Origin of the sequence: Carboxylicivirga marina (assembly GCF_016612505.1) — a bacterium.
GTDB classification, from domain to species: Bacteria; Bacteroidota; Bacteroidia; order Bacteroidales; family Marinilabiliaceae; genus Carboxylicivirga; species Carboxylicivirga marina.
This window is the reverse complement of sequence record NZ_JAENRR010000012.1, coordinates 100,411-119,762: the sequence shown is the minus strand read 5'-3', so window position 1 is coordinate 119,762 and position 19,352 is coordinate 100,411. Positions and strand designations below refer to the sequence as shown.

Here is a 19,352-nt window from a genome sequence, read left to right as displayed (position 1 = left end):
CTAAAAATAATACTGGAAATATACTTTAAAACTTATAGCATATCTCCAGTGTTTTTTAGTTCGTAAGGATTAACTAACTATTTAAAACAAACTCGCGCCAAGTTGAAATCAACGATGGGCGAGTCATTATATTTTTAAAACCAATTGAAATCAGTATCAAACCAACACAATATTATTATCCTTACATTCCTGTCTCATGCCATCGGGCCAAATGCTCGACTGTATTTCTCCAATATGGGCTTTACGCAAAAAGAACATACACAAGCGCGACTGACCAATACCCCCACCTATCGAAAGTGGTAGTTCGCCATTCAATAAGCGCTTATGATATAATAACTCTTTGCGCTCAGGGCACCCTTCAATATCCAACTGCTTTTCCAATACTTTAGGCGACACACGAATACCCATTGATGATATTTCAAACGAACGCTCCAATATCGGGTTCCAAACTAAGATATCTCCATTTAATCCATTAAAGCCATCCGCCGTTTCGGTACTCCAATCATCATAATCAGGAGCTCGTCCATCATGCTTTTCGCCATGGGATAACTTATTACCAATCCCCATTAAAAATACTGCACCATATTCCTTGGCGGCTGCATCTTCGCGCTCTTTGGGAGTATAATTAGGGTACTTATCTAATAAATCCTGCGATTGGATAAAAGTTATTTTTTCAGGTAATATTGGCTTTATACTAGGGTAGCGTTCATAAACAATAAACTCAGTGCGTTTCATTACCTCATATATTTTTTTAACTATGTATTTGAGATAATCCAACTGATAATCAGCTTTTCCGATGTGACGCTCCCAATCCCACTGGTCAACATATAAAGAATGAATATTACTTAACTCTTCATCCGGACGAATGGCATTCATATCGGTATATAGACCAAACCCTTCTTCAATATCGTAATCGGCCAGCATCATACGCTTCCACTTGGCTAATGAGTGTACCACCTCTGCTTCCTGATCATTAAATTCTTTAATTGGAAAAGCCACTGGGCGTTCAATACCATTCAAATCGTCATTAATACCTGTACCCTTCATTACAAATAATGGTGCCGTAACACGCCTTAAACGCAATTCGGCTGATAGTGCCGTTTGAAAATGGTCTTTCACCGTTTTAATAGCATGTTCAGTCTGTTTTAAATCCAGAATTGGATCATAGTTCTTTGGAATAAATAATTTTGCCATGTTGTTGTATTTATATTGATTTATTATCTAAAACTCAATAAATGTAACGAATTAAAACATGACATATAGCATATCGTGACTAATAACACATATACTTTATTTTTGCTTTCAATTTAAATTTCAATTCAAAACTAAACTCAAAAGCGGATATATACAAAGCTTACCAACAAAGCGCAGCCACAGAAATTACTTTTAGTTATAATTAGTAATCAGTATAACTGAACCATTTCTATTAGCTTATTTAATCAAATCCCTTCTTTTTTTCAAAGTATTAACGAAGCGTATTACCAATTTTAAAAAACGGGAACCACTTCCCCACCCCAGTTTCCTGATGAATGACTACTTTTACGCCATGAGTAAAAAAGACCTGAAACAATATTTACGTGAATTAAGTAAGAAACAGCTGGAAGAGCAAATCACCGATTTGTATACACGCTTTAAAGAAGTAAAAGAGTTTTACGATTTTGCATTCAACCCTAAGGAAAACAAATTGATGGAAGAATGTAAAATGAAGATTTCTAATGAGTACTTCCCCGTTGGCAGAAGAAAAAAGGCCAAGATGAGGCGTTCGGTGGCCCAAAAGTATATTCGTCATTTTAATCGATTAGGTGTTGAACCTTCGCTGGTAGCTGATATCATGTTTTATCATATAGAGATAGCACAAACCTATTCATCTGAACAGCACATTAAGCAAGAGGCGTTTTATAAGGCCATGTTAAAAGCGTTTGGTGATGCTATTGAATATGTTGACGAACAAGGAATTCGTAAAGAGTTTAAAAGTCGAATTCAACAGATTGCAGATGAGGCGAAAGTGCAAAACTGGATGAACAAACTGGGATTTGAAAGTTTAATAAATCGTTGATGTTTTTACACCTCTCATCCAACCCTGCATTTGAAGACATACTTAAAAATATAATTGCGACCATTATAAAATAATTAACTCAACTATCATTAGTTGTCGTTTCATAAGAGGGGTTTTATACACTAATCCTCATTCAATTGAATGGGGCTTTTTTTTGAAACAAAATCAAGTATCAGCTGCGTTTGCCAACACAAAAAACAAACTTCACTAAAGCAATGGGTTCTAATAGCTGGCACCGGTTTAGAATTACCTAACATAGAGACTTTTTATGAGTGAGACACTTCGAGGTACGAATAAAAGCGTATAGGACACTATAACCTTAATTGGTGAGAATGAATAATAGTGATAAATGAGTCAGATTATGACTCCAATTGACTCTCGGGGTCGTTTTACTTTGCTAAAACGACCTTTGGTGTGAATGCCTTGGTAGCATCTTATTAAAACCATATTTGCCCTTATTTCTACAAAGCATCGTTTAAACTCTGAAGTTTCTCGTGCCATTGGTACTGTAAACTTAAAAACACTAACAGGTTATGTATTCCATGGGCAATAATAAGGGGCCATAACCTTTTAAATTTCCAATAATATATTCCATAAACCAGAGCCATCGGGATAATCGTAAATAGCATTAGCCAACCTTGATAAGTATGGAAAGATAGTCTGATTAGCATGCTAAAACAGATTACAACTATTGGGTTTAATTTCTCTAAACGCTTAAACAAGTATCCTATCAGCAATGATTCTTCATATATCGAATTGATTACTAAAATCATTGACAAACTTATCCAATTGGCATTAAGTGTATACTCCGGGTTGTTTCCCGGATTAAATAATTCTGGATTAACAAAGCCCGTGATGCCCGATGAAATATTGATTAACAGATTGGTAAAATAGAAAAGTAGTATGGCAATCAATATCATTCGGAACTTAAAGCCGAGGTTAAAATCTGACAATTTCCAACCTCGATATTTTAAGTATACCCCGATGATGGCCAATGTTATAATTTGGTATAAGGTTAAAATATAATTGCCATTATTCGAAACAAGAATTTCATCTGATGTGTAGTCGTACAGTATGGCTATTGTTGAATTGTAGATAATAAATGCAAAGCCAAGAAATAATACAATTATTAATTCCAACTTAGAATGATAAACCGATTTCTCTTGCTTAACTTTCTTCGCCTTTAACGAATTCCGACGCTTAACTTCCTCTATTATTTGTTGTTTCTCTTCACCAAAGTAATAATCAAGCTCCTTTGATAAATGTTCGAGCTCTTTATCAGTTTTGTCTTGTAGCTTAAGTCCAGGTTCGTTAATCATGTTATTTAGCGTTTAAAATCAACTTATTAAAACTTGATTTTACCTTTCAAAATATTTGTATTACTGGCACCCTGTATGTAAAGGACTATTGCGGTTTATTGGGCTTAGTACTTTTATTTCTTTATTTTTGCAATAAATAATTCCTCTTCATTGTCAGGCCAGATTACTATACCACCTTCTTGAATAGTTTTTAATGCTTCTATTTTATCAATCAACTTTTTTTTCTTTTCCCCACCATTTTGTTTAAGAACAGTTTTAATGAATTTTTCAGTTGAGCGTATTAATATGTCTTCGATAATATTATTAAACTCTTCGAATAACTCTTTAAGATTATATTCTTTAAAAGTATTGTTAGAATCGGAAACTGAAATACTACCGTTGTCAATTAGAGCTCTTTGAAATTGATGTGGATTAATTACTCCATCATCAAGAAAGTCAACTGTGTGTGCCCCAACAATATTTCTAAATTCAATTAATTTACAACTATTGATTCTGTTTTTTTCTTTTGTTTTGTTTGGGAGCTTTATTAGTTCAATAAAGGATAGTACAGCAGATTTTTGCAGATATATTGCATTTGTGATTCCGTATAGTCTTAAATATTGTTCTCCATAATCTTGAATCTTAGTAGGGCCACCTATACCAAATTTTAGGAAGTTTTCTTTTGCAAGTTCTGTGTCCGATAAAACATCCATTAAACTGCATAAGACACTCCAATCGTTTGCATTTTCAAACTTGAGTTTCTTTGTGATTTCTGAAACAAAAGGTTTATCGTTTATTCTGGCAGCTATATCATTCGCTAAGTCCCGAATTATTTGCTCACATTTTAAAATTATAGAAGGATTCATTTTTTATTATTAAGCCCAACATACAGATATTATATTAGCATATATACGCACCTATGTGCAGATACATTTAATATTACTATTTACTACCTTATTGATTCTCCTCTCCCACCAGTTGGTAAGGAATAGCTTATTTCCGATTAGTGAATGCTAAATTAAAATATTTTCTGGTCTATGCATGCTTATGTCGATAAATAACCTCATTGTGTTGATGAATGGATAGCATCGTTTAGCAAGCAGATATATGCATCAGTGCGATGGCTTACCCGAAAGCGATGATGACATTTTTTCTACTCAAGCACCTTGTGCAGTACTGCCCAAATTGATTGGGCTATACCCACCAAGTTATTTGGGCTTATGCTTCCAATGTGTTTGGGGTAGTAAGTCCTAGCGGTTTGGGCTTATAAGGACAAGTGGTTTGGGTATCAACATGCATAATTAGGGGAATGACTAAAAAAAAGAGTCTGACTAATAGCCAGACTCTTTAGCATGTTCTATGCTGGAACTAAATCAAAAAGTAATCTTCCTTTTTTTAGTGTTTTTCCTTTGTGGAGAATAACTCTCACTTCCACCTGATAAATGCCACTTGCTAATCCTTCAGGCACAAACAATAGCAATTCCGAAGGTTTGTTTTTAATCACATTGGATACTTTTGTTTCAGTACCGTCATCGGCAATAAAAAAGATGCCTTGTTGTGAATCTTCTGTGTCAAACTTTAATAAGGAGCCTTTGATGGATGCCACTTGACCGGGCGTAAAGTCCTCATTAATGGTATTGCTCTTTAGGTTGATAAACTGTTGCAATACGGGTTGAGGTGAATTGATTTCCACCTTTTTAAGTTCAATTTTTCCAGACGCTTCAATAAGCCTTTTGCCAGGGTTAAGGTTTAACTTAACAGCATGACGGGCGACATCAAAACCATCTTCATCATTCATAAATACCCCCGAAATACTAGGTTGTACCTTAAACAAGCCCGTATTCAGATTATTACCTTTCTGTATTGCATCGGCAATGGCGTATTCATACTCTTCTATAACCGAAAGTGCTTCGGCCCTGGTAACGGTAGAGCCTTTACCAACCATTGATTCAACAATTTGTTCCACATTAATGGTGTCATTGTCGGTTGTGACTGCCATGCAGTCATTAGGATCATCAGTCAGATGATTTGGAACAAGTCCATAGCGTAAAGCCATAATAAATAAATTATAAATCCTATCTTGCAAAGCTCCGCCGGCCACATCGTCCAATCCGCGTCGCCAAACTAAGAGAGGTTGATGACCAGCCGGCGGTTTACTTTGCAAAATTTCAATAATAAAGCTAGCTCTATTTAATATTAGGTTAATATGACATCCGTCACCCAACTAACTGCTTTTGGTTAACAGCTTATTTCACTTGATAAATAACATAAATTACCTGATGAATGATAGTAATTCTTTGAAATCGCATGACTTTGACATAATATTGACGTTATAATGCAATGATTTGCAAGATATAAGTACACAAAGTTTAAAATCACTAAAGACGTACAATCTATAAATAAGGGGTCACTGTATAAGTTGCGGACTAAATGAATCTTTACATCAGCTAGTTCCATTGATGCTTTCACACGCTCTAATTCTTAAGCGCATCACACGCAAAGTAAGTAAACTCCTTTGCTGTTCTACTAGCTTATTCATTATTCACTCCATCACTGGCTCGTCAAATGAACAGGCCAACGCGCCATCCAAAAATCCAAATGAATTTCCAAGGGGACTGACCTCAGCAACATAGATGGGTACCTTTCAAGCGAAGTGAACGAAGAATTAAAAGCTGTTTGAAATCGATGATAATCGGTTGAGTTCTTTTAATTCAGAGAATGAGATTAGAAAGGTCATCGAGTGCTGCCGTCAGCGGACTCTTTGTATACTTTCTCGACTGTAGGAGAAAGTATAAGCCTTCGCGGCTTTAGCGAACGCCTTATCAGGCAGATTTTCTTTTAACATTGCTGTAAAAGAAACAATCCCGCTCATGATTTTTGTGGATTTTAAAACTAAAATCCTACAAAATCGATGTCGGGACTAGCCGGAAAGAATACCTCGCACTCTTTTCTCTTCTCAATAATTCTAATGAAGTAAGATGTTTTTCAAACATTAAGGCAAGCCCCTTCATTGAATTATTACAAGAAGAAATAATCCACTCCATCACTGGCCTTCCCTTTCCGACTGGCCCACGCGCCACCCAAGAACCCGTCGAATTTACAGGGGGCCTGACATCAGCAACGTAGATGGGTACCATTCAATCGAAATGAACGAAGAATTAAAAGCTGTTAGAGACCGATGATAATCGGTTGAGTTCTTTTAATTCAGTGAATAAGATTAGAAAGGTCATCGAGTGCTGCAGTCAGCAGGATTTTTCGTTAGTTTTTTTCCTGAAGAAAAAAGTAACTCGGGTTTGGGCGAAGCGCCAAGGTTAGTGTCTTACCAGACTGGTTGCCTTTTGTCATTGCCACAAAAGGCAGAAAAATTCTAGTCTGGCAAAATGTCCCTCGCGCTCAAACTAATTTCTATATATCTATTAAAAGTAAAGCCTTTTATCAAAGGCAAAAGCAAGCTCCTTTTAAGAAGTATCACGAAATTAGTTTTTCACTCCAGCACTGGCCTCCACTTTCCGGCACGGCCTACACGCCATCCAAAAATCCCAATGAATATCCAAGGGGACTGACATCAGCAACGTAAATGGGTACCTTTCAAGCGAAGTGAACGTAGAATTAAAAACTGTATATAATTACTGCTGTTTTATGAATAATACCTTCAACTCCCTGGTGCCGGGAAGGCATTCCCATTTTTTAGAAAAACGGGAAACAAAAACCTTATTGAAAGAGGTGATTGCTGCGCATCAGAGTTGGATTTATTGCTGCAGGCTTCCCTTCTCCTTTGTCGAAGCCACATTTGTTCATTTGTTTTTGTTTTTATGTATTCACGATTTCCACTTTGTTCCAATTCGCAATATCCACTCTTATCACTTCCTTTCAATGATTCGAAACCTTGTTTCGAGTGGTGAATGAAAAGACGATAATTTCCAAGGGTTCTGACATCGGCAACGTAGATGGGCACCTTTCAATCGAAGTGAGCGTAGAATTAAAAGCTGTTTGAGACCGATGATAATCGGGGGAGTTCTTTTAATTCAGTGAATAAGATTAGAAAGGTCATCGAGTGCTGCCGTCAGTGGGGTTTTTCGTTAGTTTTTCACCTGCTGGAAAAAATAACTCTGGTTTGGGCGAAGCGCCAATTATTACTTCCTTTTGCATTGCCCAAAAGGAACAATCCCGCTCATGATTTTTGTGGATTTTTATGCTAAAATCCTACAAAATCGATGTCGGGACTAGCCGGAAAGAATACCCTCCCGCTCTTTTCTCTTCTCAATAATTCTAATGAAGTAAGATGTTTTGCAAACATAAAGGCAAGCCCCTTCATTGAATTATTACAAGAAGAAATAATTCACTCCATCACTGGCCTTCCCTTTCCGACAGGCCAACGCACCACCCAAGAACCCATTGAGTTTACAGGAGGCCTGACATCAGCAACGCAACTTGGGCCCCACTTATTGAGTGGAAGAACGGAAGATTTGGAGCATGAATTGAGAATCATTAAATCTTCCCTGTAAGGAAATATTAGTGGGTAAGTGAGTGCTGCAGTCAGCGGACTCTTTGCGTCCTTTCTCGACTGCAGGAGAAAGGATGAGCCTGTCCGGCTTGAGGACAAAAATATAAGCAAACTAGGAAATGAAAATTCATCGTTTAAGCGAATGCCTTTTGTCATTGCAATCAATTAAAACCTATTATCGCCCCTGCCCCATTCATTTAATGAATCAACACAAGTTAACTCCCCGATTTGCACATCTAGACAATCAGAAAATATATAAAGTCTTCATGTATATTTACAAAAAAGTTCACTATGCACTACAAGTACTCAAACAAAACCAAGGTACTCGATAGCGAGATAACCACGGGGTATTTACTGGCCTCAACCAATCAAAATGATATTGTTGAATTACATATTGACGCAAGTGGTATTGTACCGGCCCATGCCCTACCTATTGATGTCACCTTTTATGTTAGTTCAGGAAGCGGAACACTTATCCTATCCAACGAAGAAATAATTGCTAATACCGGAGATATTATTCATGTCGACAAAGACCTGGAAAGAAGTTGGGAAAACAAGGGCAACGCATCCTTAAAGTTATTGGTCATAAAGCAAAAGGTATCAGATTGATAAAAGGAGTGAATTATCTGGAGCGAAATATAGAACAAAAAAAGTGTATCCAATAACAGGACTCGTTTACATTTGGACTTACGAATCATTGCAAGCCATTTTAAATCCCCATCCCCACCCCGAACGGTGTGGTACTTCCCCTTACTTTCAATAGCAAAGGGAAGAGCTGATTAACATGATGTTGAAAAATCGCATATAAAAAGGGGATAACTTCGCTTAGAAATTATCCCCTTTAACATCACTTATTGTTAATTATCTCTTAACCAACTTAGTAACTAAATCACCAACTTTTACAAAGTAAATACCATCCTGTAATTCAGCAACTGAGATAAGACCATTGCTTACCATTGCTTGTTTTACCAGCACACCATTGATACCATATACTTCAATAGTGCTTCCTTCTTCTGCACTAGTAATATTAAGTATATCCGTGGCCGGGTTAGGATAAATAGTCAAATTTTCTACATTCGCTTCAGCTATTGCTGTAGCAGATTTTAAATTAGGACCTTTAACATCATCAATAAAGTATGAATTCAAGTCACCATCGCCTCCTGCAGGATAAATAAAAACATGCTTATATTCAGCATCACTCAAGCCTGTAAATACATATGTTAATGTCTCCCAAGTATTTACCTGCGTTACATCTTGCCATATTTCAGCCTTATTAGGTGCATTATCAGAATCAGCATCATCAGCAATTTTTAATAAGAAACCTTTGATTGCAGGTGAATACGCTTTAATACTAAAAGCCGCTTTGCCACCAATAATCTCAATAGACTCATTGAGTTCAAAATGAATTCTATCCCAGTGATTCCAACCACTTGTTGTAGGTTTTACAAATTCAAACACTTGATTAGTTCCTCCTGCAGGATCATCTACAATGTTAAAGGTAGGTGCTGGTGCTCCCATCGTTTCCACAACTGCACAAACACTGGCACCATCAAAATCATTCAACAAATTAACAGGCACTGGGTCAGGTGTTGTTGCTGAACCAATAGGTCCAGTTATATTATCAAAATAAAATACCTCATCTGTTATGCCATTAGAACCGCCGTAGCCCGGAAGAAAAACAACATGAAGATATTCGTCATTTGCACTAGTAGTTGAAAAATCTAGACTAATCGATTCCCATCCGTTACCTAGGGTTGAGAAACCAACTTCAACATCACCACCACCATTTAAGGAAGATTCAAGCTTTAATAAACCACCAGTAGCCACAGTTGTATATACATCTAATGTTACAGTCTTGTTTGCTCCTGTTAAATCAATGTAATTATCTGCTAATATAATTTTCGCATGCTGCCAATCTTTCGGGCCATCTTGGTCCCATGCTACTGTAGGCCCGTTTTCAGTATATTTAAGTACCTGTCCATGACTTCCACCAACAGCAGGGTCACCAACAATTTCACCTTGTCCTCCATCTCCAAATATTAGATTATCACCATAGTCAGATTCAAAATCTAAGGGTAATGATTGTGCTAAAGTCATTCCGATAGATAGCATTAGAACAGTTAATAGAGTAAATAATTTTTTCATGTTGTTCATTTTAATTAGTTAATAAAAGGGTATAGTAATTGCAAATATTTGTCATTGTCATATTTGAACAATGCAATTACATTAACAACTCTTTACGATTTTAAACATTCATTATTTGGAAAACCAATATGTAAGCTCTATTTAATCTGTACAGTTGAATAAGCGTATTGCACAAACAATAGACAAACAACACTATAACGCTGTATACCTAATACTTACACAACTCACAAACACGTTAACTCATCATGTCTTATGAAGTATTATTATCAAGTAAATGAGATACTTTTTCGGCTTTTAAAGGGACAATCTAAAAGACTACGGGTTGATAGCGTCCATAATGGATAAACACATCAAAATCAAATGATAACAGGTGGCATTTCATCGTTCTGCATCCAACAAAGAAGATTATTTATCGTGTGTTTGATATTAATGTCGCAATAAAGTGCAGTTTAAGAAAGCCCAGTACAACGCATTGGGAAAGTTACAATGTTCACAACTTGGACTGTAAGTCTAACTTAAATTGACAATCAGCCAATTAGCTTATTCCTTTACATTGCACTCAGTTTGGCAGGAAGTGCTATTTTGATGGCACAGGCAATGGATAGATAATGATTAAAAATATAGAAACACCAACTCACTAATTTTTGAATATAAAAAAGGCAGGAAATAATGGTGTAAACCATCACTCCCTGCCTTGTGTAACTATTTGTGTATGTGTTCTATCTAAAAGGGTTGGCCCATTGGCCTCCCTGAGTAGCATGAATCATAAGCACTTCGCTTCCTACCTGTACTTTAAAATCACCTTCTTCAAGCACCCACTCTCCATTAAGATTAACAAAAGCCAGATCTGAAGCTTTTAACTCAAATTCAACGGTTTTCGTTTCCTGCACCTGTAGCTCTACCTTTTCAAAACCTCTTAATCGACGATTATCTGGCGTAATAGAGGCATATAAGTCTGAGCTAAAAAGCAATACTGCTTCCTTGCCTGCTCGTTGTCCCGTATTGGTAACATCAATGGAGAAGGTTAACACATCAGTAGCTGTAAAGTTGGTTTTATCAACCCTTAAATTACTATACTCAAATGTGGTGTAACTCAGTCCATGTCCAAAACCAAACTGTAAATCCTGCACCGCACCATAATTGTAGGCTCCTTCCATCTCCGTTCTGTTCTCAGCCGGCTTATAATCGTAATTCATCAGTGAATTAGGATGCTTTGGATAGGTATAAGGTAGCTTACCAGAAGGGTTAGTCACACCAAATAAAATATCAGCTGTTACCTCTCCACCAAATGTACCCGGCAGATAAGTATGCACAATGGCTCCTGCCAGAGGCTCAATATTAGGAATGGTACGCGGACGACCTTCATTTAGCACCAATACAATTGGTTTACCTGTTTTAGCCAATGCTTTTACTAAATCTTGCTGATTTTGCGATAATGAAAGATCATTTAAGTCACCTGGTTTCTCGGTATATGTATTTTCACCCACACAGGCTACAATAACATCTACGCCTTTTGCGGCCTTTACAGCTTCAGCAATATTTGTACTTTCTTCTTTCCAATAGGCGTCTTTCTTATATGATACACCTGCTGCATACACCACATTTTTAGCATGGCTCTTAATGGAGGTCAGGAAGGTATTCTTGTTATCGATAAACTGTTCGACTTTTTCGCCTTGCCACGAGAGTGTCCATCCACCTTGTAAGCTACGTAAGGAGTGTGCATTAGGACCCGTTACAAGGATTTTATGATTAGCAGATAATGGTAAAATATTGTCCTCATTCTTTAATAGAGTGATGGACTCTTCGGCTGTTAGGCGTGCATCAGCCTTAAACTCATCACTCGCAAACTTTTCATATTCCTGATAGTCAAACACCGGCTTTTCAAATAAGCCAAGACGATACTTTAAGCGCAAAATACGACGCACCGCATCATCCAGTCTGGACATAGATACCTCCCCTTCGTTAACCAACTCTACAAAGTGGCAGGTATAAGCAGTATCATAAGGCACCATGGCCATATCAATACCTGCATTAAAGGCAATTTTAATGGCTTCTTTATCACTTTTAGCAATACGATCGCGGGCATAAAGGTTATTAATATCTTGCCAGTCGGTTACTACCACACCATCAAAATTTAAATCCTGCTTAAGCATTTTCGTCACCAGATTATAACTGGCATGTACTGATTCACCATTGACAATACCTGAATTAACCATTACGGTTAAGGCACCAGCCTCAACGGCTCTTACAAATGGTTCGTAGTGCTTTTCGATTAGCTCCTGCAAAGGAATATTAGCAGGCGTTCGGTCCTTACCATTTACCGGTGTTCCGTAGCCTAAATAGTGCTTGAGACAAGCAGCAACATTGTATTGTCCAATTTCCTCTTTATTAGCTCCCTGGTAACCTGTTATCACCTCTTCACCCATTTCTGAAATCAGGTAAACATCTTCACCAAATGTTTCCCAGATACGTGGCCACGCCGCATTACGACCTAAATCCAATACCGGAGAAAAGTTCCAGGGCAGGTTTGATGCACGTGTTTCGTAAGCCGTATTCTGAGCTCCTTTGTGCACGAGCGCTCTGTTAAAAGTAGCTGCCTGACCAATTTGTTGTGGTAAGAATGTAGCTTTCTGTGTATAAGTAGTTCCGTGTATGGCATCGATACCATAGATAACAGGAATACCCGTTGTTTCAATTGCCATTTCCTGAATTCGACTCACAACAGCATGCCATTCTTTTAGACTTAATGGCGTATTGGAGGCTGTATTAAGGATGGAACCCGTTTTGCGATTGACTAATACGTCTTTTAGCATCACTTCGTCTAACTTAAACGGGAAATGACTGGAGTAAACATTCTCACCTTCTCCAATGACATCAAGTGTGAATTGAGCTGTTTGCCCCACTTTCTCTTCAACAGTCATTTGCGCTAATATCTTATCTATTTCCTGCTCATACGGCGAAGTCTGTTCTTCGGGCTGACAAGCTATAAAAGATAGGCATATGGCTATGACCGCAATTATAGTATTTATTCGTTTCATCTGTAAAAAATTAATTCTCAATAGACATGACTCTTGCCGCTGATGCAGCATGATATTTTCAATAATATTTAATTGCCTTTTTCTAATTCAGTGTTATGCTGATAGTGCTGCTTCTGGCTACCTGCCCTCTGCTATCCTTTGCTTCAACATACCAGCTCAGCTTGCCTGCAGTTATATTATGAGTAGAAGCGGTACCCGATATTTCGGCTTCCAGTAATGAAAATTCAGAAGCTTCGCCTTGTTGCACATATAAATCGTAAACAATAGTACCCACCCCATGTGTTGATTCATTCCAGCTAAATGCAATATCGCCTGCCAGGATGTTGGTCTTTGGTGCGATAACGACAGGTCGGGATGGTAACACGCCACTTTCGCCTTCACCGGTTGTTGAAAATGAAACAACCTCACTTTTAGTGCTATTTGCAGCATCATGTGCCTCTATTTGACAGTAATATATTGTGCCGAAAGCTAAATTTTCTGTAGGCGTGTAGCGAGTGTGTTGCAAATTGGCGCTTTCTACACTAAGCTGATTTTCTTCTGTTCCTAACCAAATGGTATATGTCAGCTCATCTTCTTCGGGGTCGCTTGCCTCCCAGGTAAACGAAGGTCTTAAAAGTTCGCAAGTGGTACCTTCGGCGGGATTAAGAATAACAGGTATATTGGGTGCCAGATTAGCATCTTCTGATTTTTCGCAAGCGAACAAAACCACCATTAAACCGAATATCATCAATTGTTTTTGCATAATTCTTTGTTTTAATGATTGTTATGATACAATAAAGCTGATCGTTTCTGAATAATAATCATTGACAACTTTTAAAAGGTAAGCCCCACTCTTGAGCTGACTTACGTTTAAAATCATTTGATTATTTAATGTCTTCTGTTGTTTGGCTATCAAACGTTGTCCATTAATTGAATAAACTTCCAGTGTATACTCCTGTTCATCATCAAAAATGGGACAATTGATATAAATAACACCCTCATTAACCGGGTTAGGATAAATATCAATCGCATCAATTGTGAAAGACAGCTCTGTATCTTGCGAACATTGATTACTGTCCATGATGTTAGCCGTATAGTTTCCGGCAGCCAGATTTTTTAAGCTTAGGCTTGATGACTGGCTCACATAGCTTTGACCATTTACTTCGATGGTATATGGCGCTTCTCCTCCTTCAATCTCAATAGCCACAGTACTACCTTTTAATATGGCTTTACTTTTTAAGGCATCAGCCTCCTTTAGCACCACTTTGTAATAACTATCGTAAAGATTAACAGATGTAGCAACAAGCTGATATTCCCCTGCTGCCAGGTCAGAGATTGTGTAGGGCACATCCTGGCTGATCGGATGCGTACTACCATCGTTTAATTCTATTGTAAGCGGTGCTACTTTACTAAGAATCGTCATATTCCCATCAGCTAATTGATAGCATGATGGGGATACATACGATATCTGAAAATTTGTAGCAGAGAATATTTCGTCAAGATCATCAGAGATAACAGCTCCAACTTGCTTAAATTCAAACCAGTTAAGATTATGCTCTTGTTGTTCGACCTTAAAACGTAAATGGTATTCACCCTTATTAAGTAACAGAGAGGTACCATTCTGTGTTTCCCATGTGCTCCAGCCACCGGTACTTCGCAATGAAATAGTCGCTACAGATTCAAATGTTTCACCATTGTCCTTACTGAGCCACATCGATACTTTTGGCGCATTATTCTCAGAGGCAATACGCATGCTTAAATCATAGTAAGCCGTATTTTGCACAGAGATCAGATAGTCGAGGTAATAGCCTTCGCGGGCATACGAGGAGTTCATACCTCCGCCTTCGTCGGAACAATTCTCAAACGTAAATCCATTATTATGCTTAAAATCTTCGGCTTCGATTTTACCAGGAACAGCATGGCGCATAGGCAAGTTATTAGCCACAGGCATATCACTAAAACTTCCAAGGGCTTGTGTCCCTGATACAACACTTGTACCACTGTAAGTCAGGGATAATTCATCAAAATAGGTAAACCTGGACGCTGTGGTCAAGGCCAATATTTTAGGATTATGAGCACTCACCTGCACATCACTTAGTTGAACGGGCTCATTAGCTCTATCTTTTAAGGTAAACTCACCCAGGCTTAAACTGGCACCTGCATCAACAGCTTTATTAAGTGTCAAATAAACAAGCTGGCCTTCCTTGTCTGATTCAGCCGAAAAAGCTTTGAAATCGACATTACTGATAGCCTGAGGATTTACAAATTCGAAGAAGTTCAAATTGGCTCCTCCCTGCTCAAAGTAAAACACCACTTTCACCTCTCCTGCCGGCAAAATAATGTTGTTAAAAGCCGTTGTGGTCCATGTTTCGTAGTTGGCCGTTGATGGTACTTCAAGTACAGAGGTCACATCAAGACCATTGACCATTAACTTAATTTTTGCAGCATTACCAGCATGACGAATATTAAGTGTGTAGGACTGTTCGGTCGTATTATTAATAGTGTATTGCAACCACTCATTATCAGCGGTCCACCCAACATTATAAGGCGCCTCCACAAAAGAACCATCTTGCTGAGTATCGGTGCAATGTTGAACATCTACACCATCACTACGATAAGCCCAGCCGGTATTCCAATCGGTATAATCAGTCACCTGACTCAGGTTAGCCGTATCAGTATCCCAATAAGCATAACCATTGCGTCCTAAATCGTAATCGGCAAACCACGTTCTATCGCCAATCTTATGCGACTTATATGGCTTCGTATCATAAGTCTGTGGCTGACGTATCATCGCATCAATCACATCATACATGACCGTTACATTTTCAATTTTATGGTTATTGGCCCATTCTTTAACAGCATCGATCGCAGCCTGTCCGGTAACATCATCTGATGTTTCACTAGTGCGCCAGCCATCAATTAGCTTTTTGTAGGACTGCGGCTCTTCAACATACATGATATTGTTAATACCATTCTTTTTCACCGGCCACCACGACCATCCAATATCTTTGCTTTCACAAAGGGAAATCAAGTGCGTATACCACACATTTGAGTTCTCACCACTCTCCCCCAACCATAAAGGCACATTGTACTGCTCACTTTTTTCAATTATCCAATCCAGTGAATTGGCATCTACATTATTCCAATATTTATGAAAACTAATGACCAGGTTATCATCCCATAAAGGATCTGGCAAACCATCGTAGTTATTAGCCCAGTCGTTACCTTCCAAAAAGATAATATGATCATCACCTGTAGCACGAATGGCATCTGTACATTCCTCCAGCAAACTCCACAGCATTTCATTGCCATTATCCTTGAGTTCATTCCAATTCGTTTCATTCAACAGGTCATAGCCACCAATCCAGGGCTCATCTTTATAACGTTCGGCTAATTTACGCCACAGAGCCACCATCTTATGTCGGTTATCCGCATCTTCCCATAAAGATGGTTTACTATCGTCATAATCACTAATATCAGCATTTCGCCCTTGTCCGCCTGGTGCCGCATGCAAATCAAGAATCAGATACATATTATTGGCTTCACACCAGCTTAATACATCGTCGACACGCTCGAAGCCACTTTGAAACCATGTGTAATTTTTAGTACTCAGATTGCTGGCGCTTTCATCTTCAACAGGAGGTGTAAACTGGTTGTAGTGCATGGCCAGACGCAAGCTATTAAAGCCCCATTTAGCCATGGAATCCACATCAGCTTTAGTCATATGATTGTTCCACCACAGTTCAAAAAATTCATCTGTTACGGTTTTGCCAATCGTCTCAGTTAGTTTTGCTCGAAACTCATGCTGTGTTCCGGCAACACCAGCTGTTTTCATCATGTACCCTTCCATTAGCACCCAGTTACCTGTGCCAACACCGCGTAAGATTACTTTTTCTCCCTGATCGGTTTTAATTAGCTTACCATCGGTTTTAAGTGTTTGGGCATTAATCGCACAAAAACTTAAGGCTAAAACAATTAAAGGAAATATATACTTCATCTTGTTTCTTTTATATTCTACCATATTTAAACTACTATAACCTGCACTTATTATAAATCTAAGAATCAAACTACAGCAGTTTAATTCACATTGAGTAAGGCAGCAGGTGAATGAACATTCACCTTTCTGCCTTATTCTCTGTTATAATTATGGCTTTTTAATACCAGGATATTCCTTCTTCAACATGATGTCATCGACATATACGACACCGTGCGTGCCTTTACCATGACTAAACATTACCCATAAATGTCTGATATCATTGGCATCGATATTACCATGAGAGAAATCCTTGTCGGAAAAGTCAAATGACAGGTCAAGCCATCCATCAGTAGAATTGATAGTATGTTCCACTTCAACACGTCCGTCATAATGATCAATTGTTGTAAGACCGACTTTTAATGTGCGCTCATTCTCAGGCATATTAAAATTATAATCTATTCCGCCGATATTAACGGTATTGCCTTCAAGATAAACGCGTAATGCTACCTCGGTGTATTCGCTGGAGAAATTTAGAGAACCCTGAGAGATACCATAATTCGCTTCGGTCCACCAACCACCAGTTTTACCCATCAGTAAAACATTACTTCCGTCAAATACATACGGATTGGTATCGGGATTATAATCATTCAACAGTTTGGTATCACCATTGGCTTCAGCCCATGATCCTGCATAAGTTGCATCATCGTCAAAGTTATTGAATAGCACACTTTCTTTCTGAATATTGCCTTGCTCAATATTTACGGTTGCCTCAGCACTTAAGAATGCCCCTTGAACAGTCGCTTCAAATTTCACTGTATATGTTCCTGCATCAAGGTAGCGCTTCGTTATGTCTGTTTCATCGGTATTCACCCATACGCCATCACCAAAATCCCAGCGACTGTCAGTAAATACAGTTGAAGCATCAGCACTAATTTGTAAGCGTCTTAAATTCTCTTCTCCAGCCACTCCAGGCGTAGAAACATCGCTTACAACAATCAATTCATCTGCCAAAACACTGATTTCATCAAATGTTTCAACGTTAACTCTATTACCGTAAACAGCCGTTACCTTTGGCTGGTAGGTGCCATTAACGGTGTAAATAAACACACCTGACTGCTGACGCACGGTTGTGCCATTACCAAAATCCCACTCAATGTAACTCAAATCTGGTGTATTGTTCTCAAAAGCATAGCTATTGGCAATACCAATTTCATTTGAAACATCGGTAAATGAAACATCCAGATCGATGACATTCTCACTCCAGTCTTTTGGCTTACTTTCATCTTCGCAAGCCACTGTTAATGCCAATACAGCGATTGCAATCGTATATAATATTTTCTTCATTGTATTAATCTTTTAGAATGCATACTTTATTCAAAGCAACCAGGAACTTTTTGAATTAATTCAATATCGTCAACCATAATCACACCTGTACCATCACGACCTGCACCTCTGTCGTTGTCCCATGCATGTGTAAACATTACCCAAATACTTTTTACCTGAGTTGGGTCAATCTGTTCAAATGAACTATCAGTAAAATCAAACTCTACATCTACCCACTGATCTAATTCGCTTACTTTGATTTTACGCTCAATCTCCTGACGACCAGAACCATCATTTAAACCAATTTTTAGGTTTAAGTAAGACTCTGGAATATTAAAGTCGAAATTACCCTGGCTCACTTCAAAGGTGCTTGGAATGTGAAAACGCATGGCTACTTTACGCCACATACCCGCAGGTGAGAAGTCAAAAACATCAGAATCGAAATCATAAGCTACTTCAGTCCACCAGCCACCGGCTTTACCAATTAACAGCACATTGTTACCTTCGGGAAATTGATAAGGATTTTCATCCACATGGTAATCTTTGAAAAGCGCTACATCATTCGGGTGTTTTTGCACCCACGAACCTGAATATCCGGCTTCATCGTCAAAGTTGTCCATTAAAATGGTTTTACCAATATTACAATCTAAGGTCTCGCGTGCTTCAATAGTGGCTACTTCCGTTGACAACTCGCCATCATATGTATAAGCATTAAATTTAAGGATATAGTCTCCCTCATAATTGTAATAGATGGTATCCTTATCCTTCGAACTCGATTCGCCGTTGCCAAAATCCCATGTGATAAACTGTACGGCATTATCGGCTTCTCCTCCTGCTCCACGAACATATTCAACCTCATATATCTGAGTAGCAAGTTCTGTAACATTAATTTGAAGCTGTTCAGCCAGTTCGTTTAAGCTTTCAGGATTTTGTTTCTTATAGTCGTCTACTACCCCAACCTCGGTTGGTTCGCAATTCCAAACACCGACTGCTAAAATGACCAGTAGTAGTTGTGATAAATATTTCATAATAA

12 protein-coding genes are annotated in these 19,352 nt (G+C 38.2%); 2 read left to right on the top strand and 10 right to left on the bottom strand.

The window, feature by feature from the left end; genetic code table 11:
* Nucleotides 1-156: 156 nt before the first annotated feature.
* Nucleotides 157-1,194, bottom strand: a complete 1,038-nt coding sequence (gene asnA / locus JIV24_RS07265; protein WP_200464368.1) for an aspartate--ammonia ligase — start codon at nucleotides 1,192-1,194, stop codon at nucleotides 157-159.
* Nucleotides 1,195-1,525: 331 nt separating this feature from the next.
* Here asnA and JIV24_RS07260 point away from each other — a divergent pair, with 331 nt between their 5' ends.
* Complete coding sequence (locus JIV24_RS07260; protein WP_200464367.1) at nucleotides 1,526-2,056, top strand: DUF6155 family protein; 531 nt, start codon at nucleotides 1,526-1,528, stop codon at nucleotides 2,054-2,056.
* A gap of 461 nt (nucleotides 2,057-2,517) precedes the next feature.
* Here JIV24_RS07260 and JIV24_RS07255 read toward each other — a convergent pair whose 3' ends face one another.
* The 3 genes from JIV24_RS07255 to JIV24_RS07245 all read right to left on the bottom strand — a co-directional run bounded on the left by JIV24_RS07255 (nucleotide 2,518) and on the right by JIV24_RS07245 (nucleotide 5,518).
* Nucleotides 2,518-3,375, bottom strand: coding sequence for a CPBP family intramembrane glutamic endopeptidase (locus JIV24_RS07255; protein ID WP_200464366.1), 858 nt, complete (start codon nucleotides 3,373-3,375; stop codon nucleotides 2,518-2,520).
* A gap of 113 nt (nucleotides 3,376-3,488) precedes the next feature.
* Complete coding sequence (locus JIV24_RS07250; protein ID WP_200464365.1) at nucleotides 3,489-4,220, bottom strand: hypothetical protein; 732 nt, start codon at nucleotides 4,218-4,220, stop codon at nucleotides 3,489-3,491.
* A 491-nt stretch (nucleotides 4,221-4,711) separates the two neighbouring features.
* Nucleotides 4,712-5,518, bottom strand: coding sequence for a DNA-binding domain-containing protein (locus tag JIV24_RS07245; protein ID WP_200464364.1), 807 nt, complete (start codon nucleotides 5,516-5,518; stop codon nucleotides 4,712-4,714).
* A 2,631-nt stretch (nucleotides 5,519-8,149) separates the two neighbouring features.
* On the opposite strand from JIV24_RS07245, the gene JIV24_RS07240 reads away from it, so the two are divergent.
* Complete coding sequence (locus JIV24_RS07240) at nucleotides 8,150-8,467, top strand: cupin domain-containing protein (protein ID WP_200464363.1); 318 nt, start codon at nucleotides 8,150-8,152, stop codon at nucleotides 8,465-8,467.
* A gap of 252 nt (nucleotides 8,468-8,719) precedes the next feature.
* On the opposite strand, the gene JIV24_RS07235 is transcribed toward JIV24_RS07240, so the two are convergent.
* The 6 genes from JIV24_RS07235 to JIV24_RS07210 form a co-directional block, all read right to left on the bottom strand.
* Complete coding sequence (locus tag JIV24_RS07235) at nucleotides 8,720-10,003, bottom strand: T9SS type A sorting domain-containing protein (RefSeq protein WP_200464362.1); 1,284 nt, start codon at nucleotides 10,001-10,003, stop codon at nucleotides 8,720-8,722.
* Nucleotides 10,004-10,722: 719 nt separating this feature from the next.
* Nucleotides 10,723-13,041 carry a glycoside hydrolase family 3 N-terminal domain-containing protein gene (locus JIV24_RS07230; protein WP_200464361.1) on the bottom strand — a complete coding sequence of 773 codons (2,319 nt, stop codon included), beginning with the start codon at nucleotides 13,039-13,041 and terminating at the stop codon, nucleotides 10,723-10,725.
* An 82-nt stretch (nucleotides 13,042-13,123) separates the two neighbouring features.
* Nucleotides 13,124-13,783: a fibronectin type III domain-containing protein gene (locus JIV24_RS07225; protein WP_200464360.1), complete on the bottom strand. Its 660-nt coding sequence runs from the start codon at nucleotides 13,781-13,783 to the stop codon at nucleotides 13,124-13,126.
* Nucleotides 13,784-13,804: 21 nt separating this feature from the next.
* On the bottom strand, nucleotides 13,805-17,017 hold the full coding sequence (locus JIV24_RS07220; protein ID WP_200464359.1) for a cellulase family glycosylhydrolase: 3,213 nt from the start codon (nucleotides 17,015-17,017) through the stop codon (nucleotides 13,805-13,807).
* 147 nt (nucleotides 17,018-17,164) lie between these two features.
* Complete coding sequence (locus JIV24_RS07215; protein ID WP_200464358.1) at nucleotides 17,165-18,340, bottom strand: PKD domain-containing protein; 1,176 nt, start codon at nucleotides 18,338-18,340, stop codon at nucleotides 17,165-17,167.
* Nucleotides 18,341-18,366: 26 nt separating this feature from the next.
* A complete protein-coding gene (locus JIV24_RS07210; protein ID WP_200464357.1) occupies nucleotides 18,367-19,347 on the bottom strand; it encodes a hypothetical protein in 981 nt (326 codons plus the stop codon).
* Nucleotides 19,348-19,352: the final 5 nt, after the last annotated feature.

Bases quoted from the DNA above. Each gene is read 5' to 3' on its own strand.
- JIV24_RS07210 (WP_200464357.1), bottom strand. From the start codon at position 19,347: ATGAAATATTTATCACAACTACTACTGGTCATTTTAGCAGTCGGTGTT.
- JIV24_RS07255 (WP_200464366.1), bottom strand. From the start codon at position 3,375: ATGATTAACGAACCTGGACTTAAGCTACAAGACAAAACTGATAAAGAG.
- JIV24_RS07220 (WP_200464359.1), bottom strand. From the start codon at position 17,017: ATGAAGTATATATTTCCTTTAATTGTTTTAGCCTTAAGTTTTTGTGCG.
- JIV24_RS07225 (WP_200464360.1), bottom strand. From the start codon at position 13,783: ATGCAAAAACAATTGATGATATTCGGTTTAATGGTGGTTTTGTTCGCT.
- JIV24_RS07230 (WP_200464361.1), bottom strand. From the start codon at position 13,041: ATGAAACGAATAAATACTATAATTGCGGTCATAGCCATATGCCTATCT.
- JIV24_RS07215 (WP_200464358.1), bottom strand. From the start codon at position 18,340: ATGAAGAAAATATTATATACGATTGCAATCGCTGTATTGGCATTAACA.
- JIV24_RS07250 (WP_200464365.1), bottom strand. From the start codon at position 4,220: ATGAATCCTTCTATAATTTTAAAATGTGAGCAAATAATTCGGGACTTA.
- JIV24_RS07260 (WP_200464367.1), top strand. From the start codon at position 1,526: ATGAATGACTACTTTTACGCCATGAGTAAAAAAGACCTGAAACAATAT.
- asnA (WP_200464368.1), bottom strand. From the start codon at position 1,194: ATGGCAAAATTATTTATTCCAAAGAACTATGATCCAATTCTGGATTTA.
- JIV24_RS07235 (WP_200464362.1), bottom strand. From the start codon at position 10,003: ATGAAAAAATTATTTACTCTATTAACTGTTCTAATGCTATCTATCGGA.
- JIV24_RS07240 (WP_200464363.1), top strand. From the start codon at position 8,150: ATGCACTACAAGTACTCAAACAAAACCAAGGTACTCGATAGCGAGATA.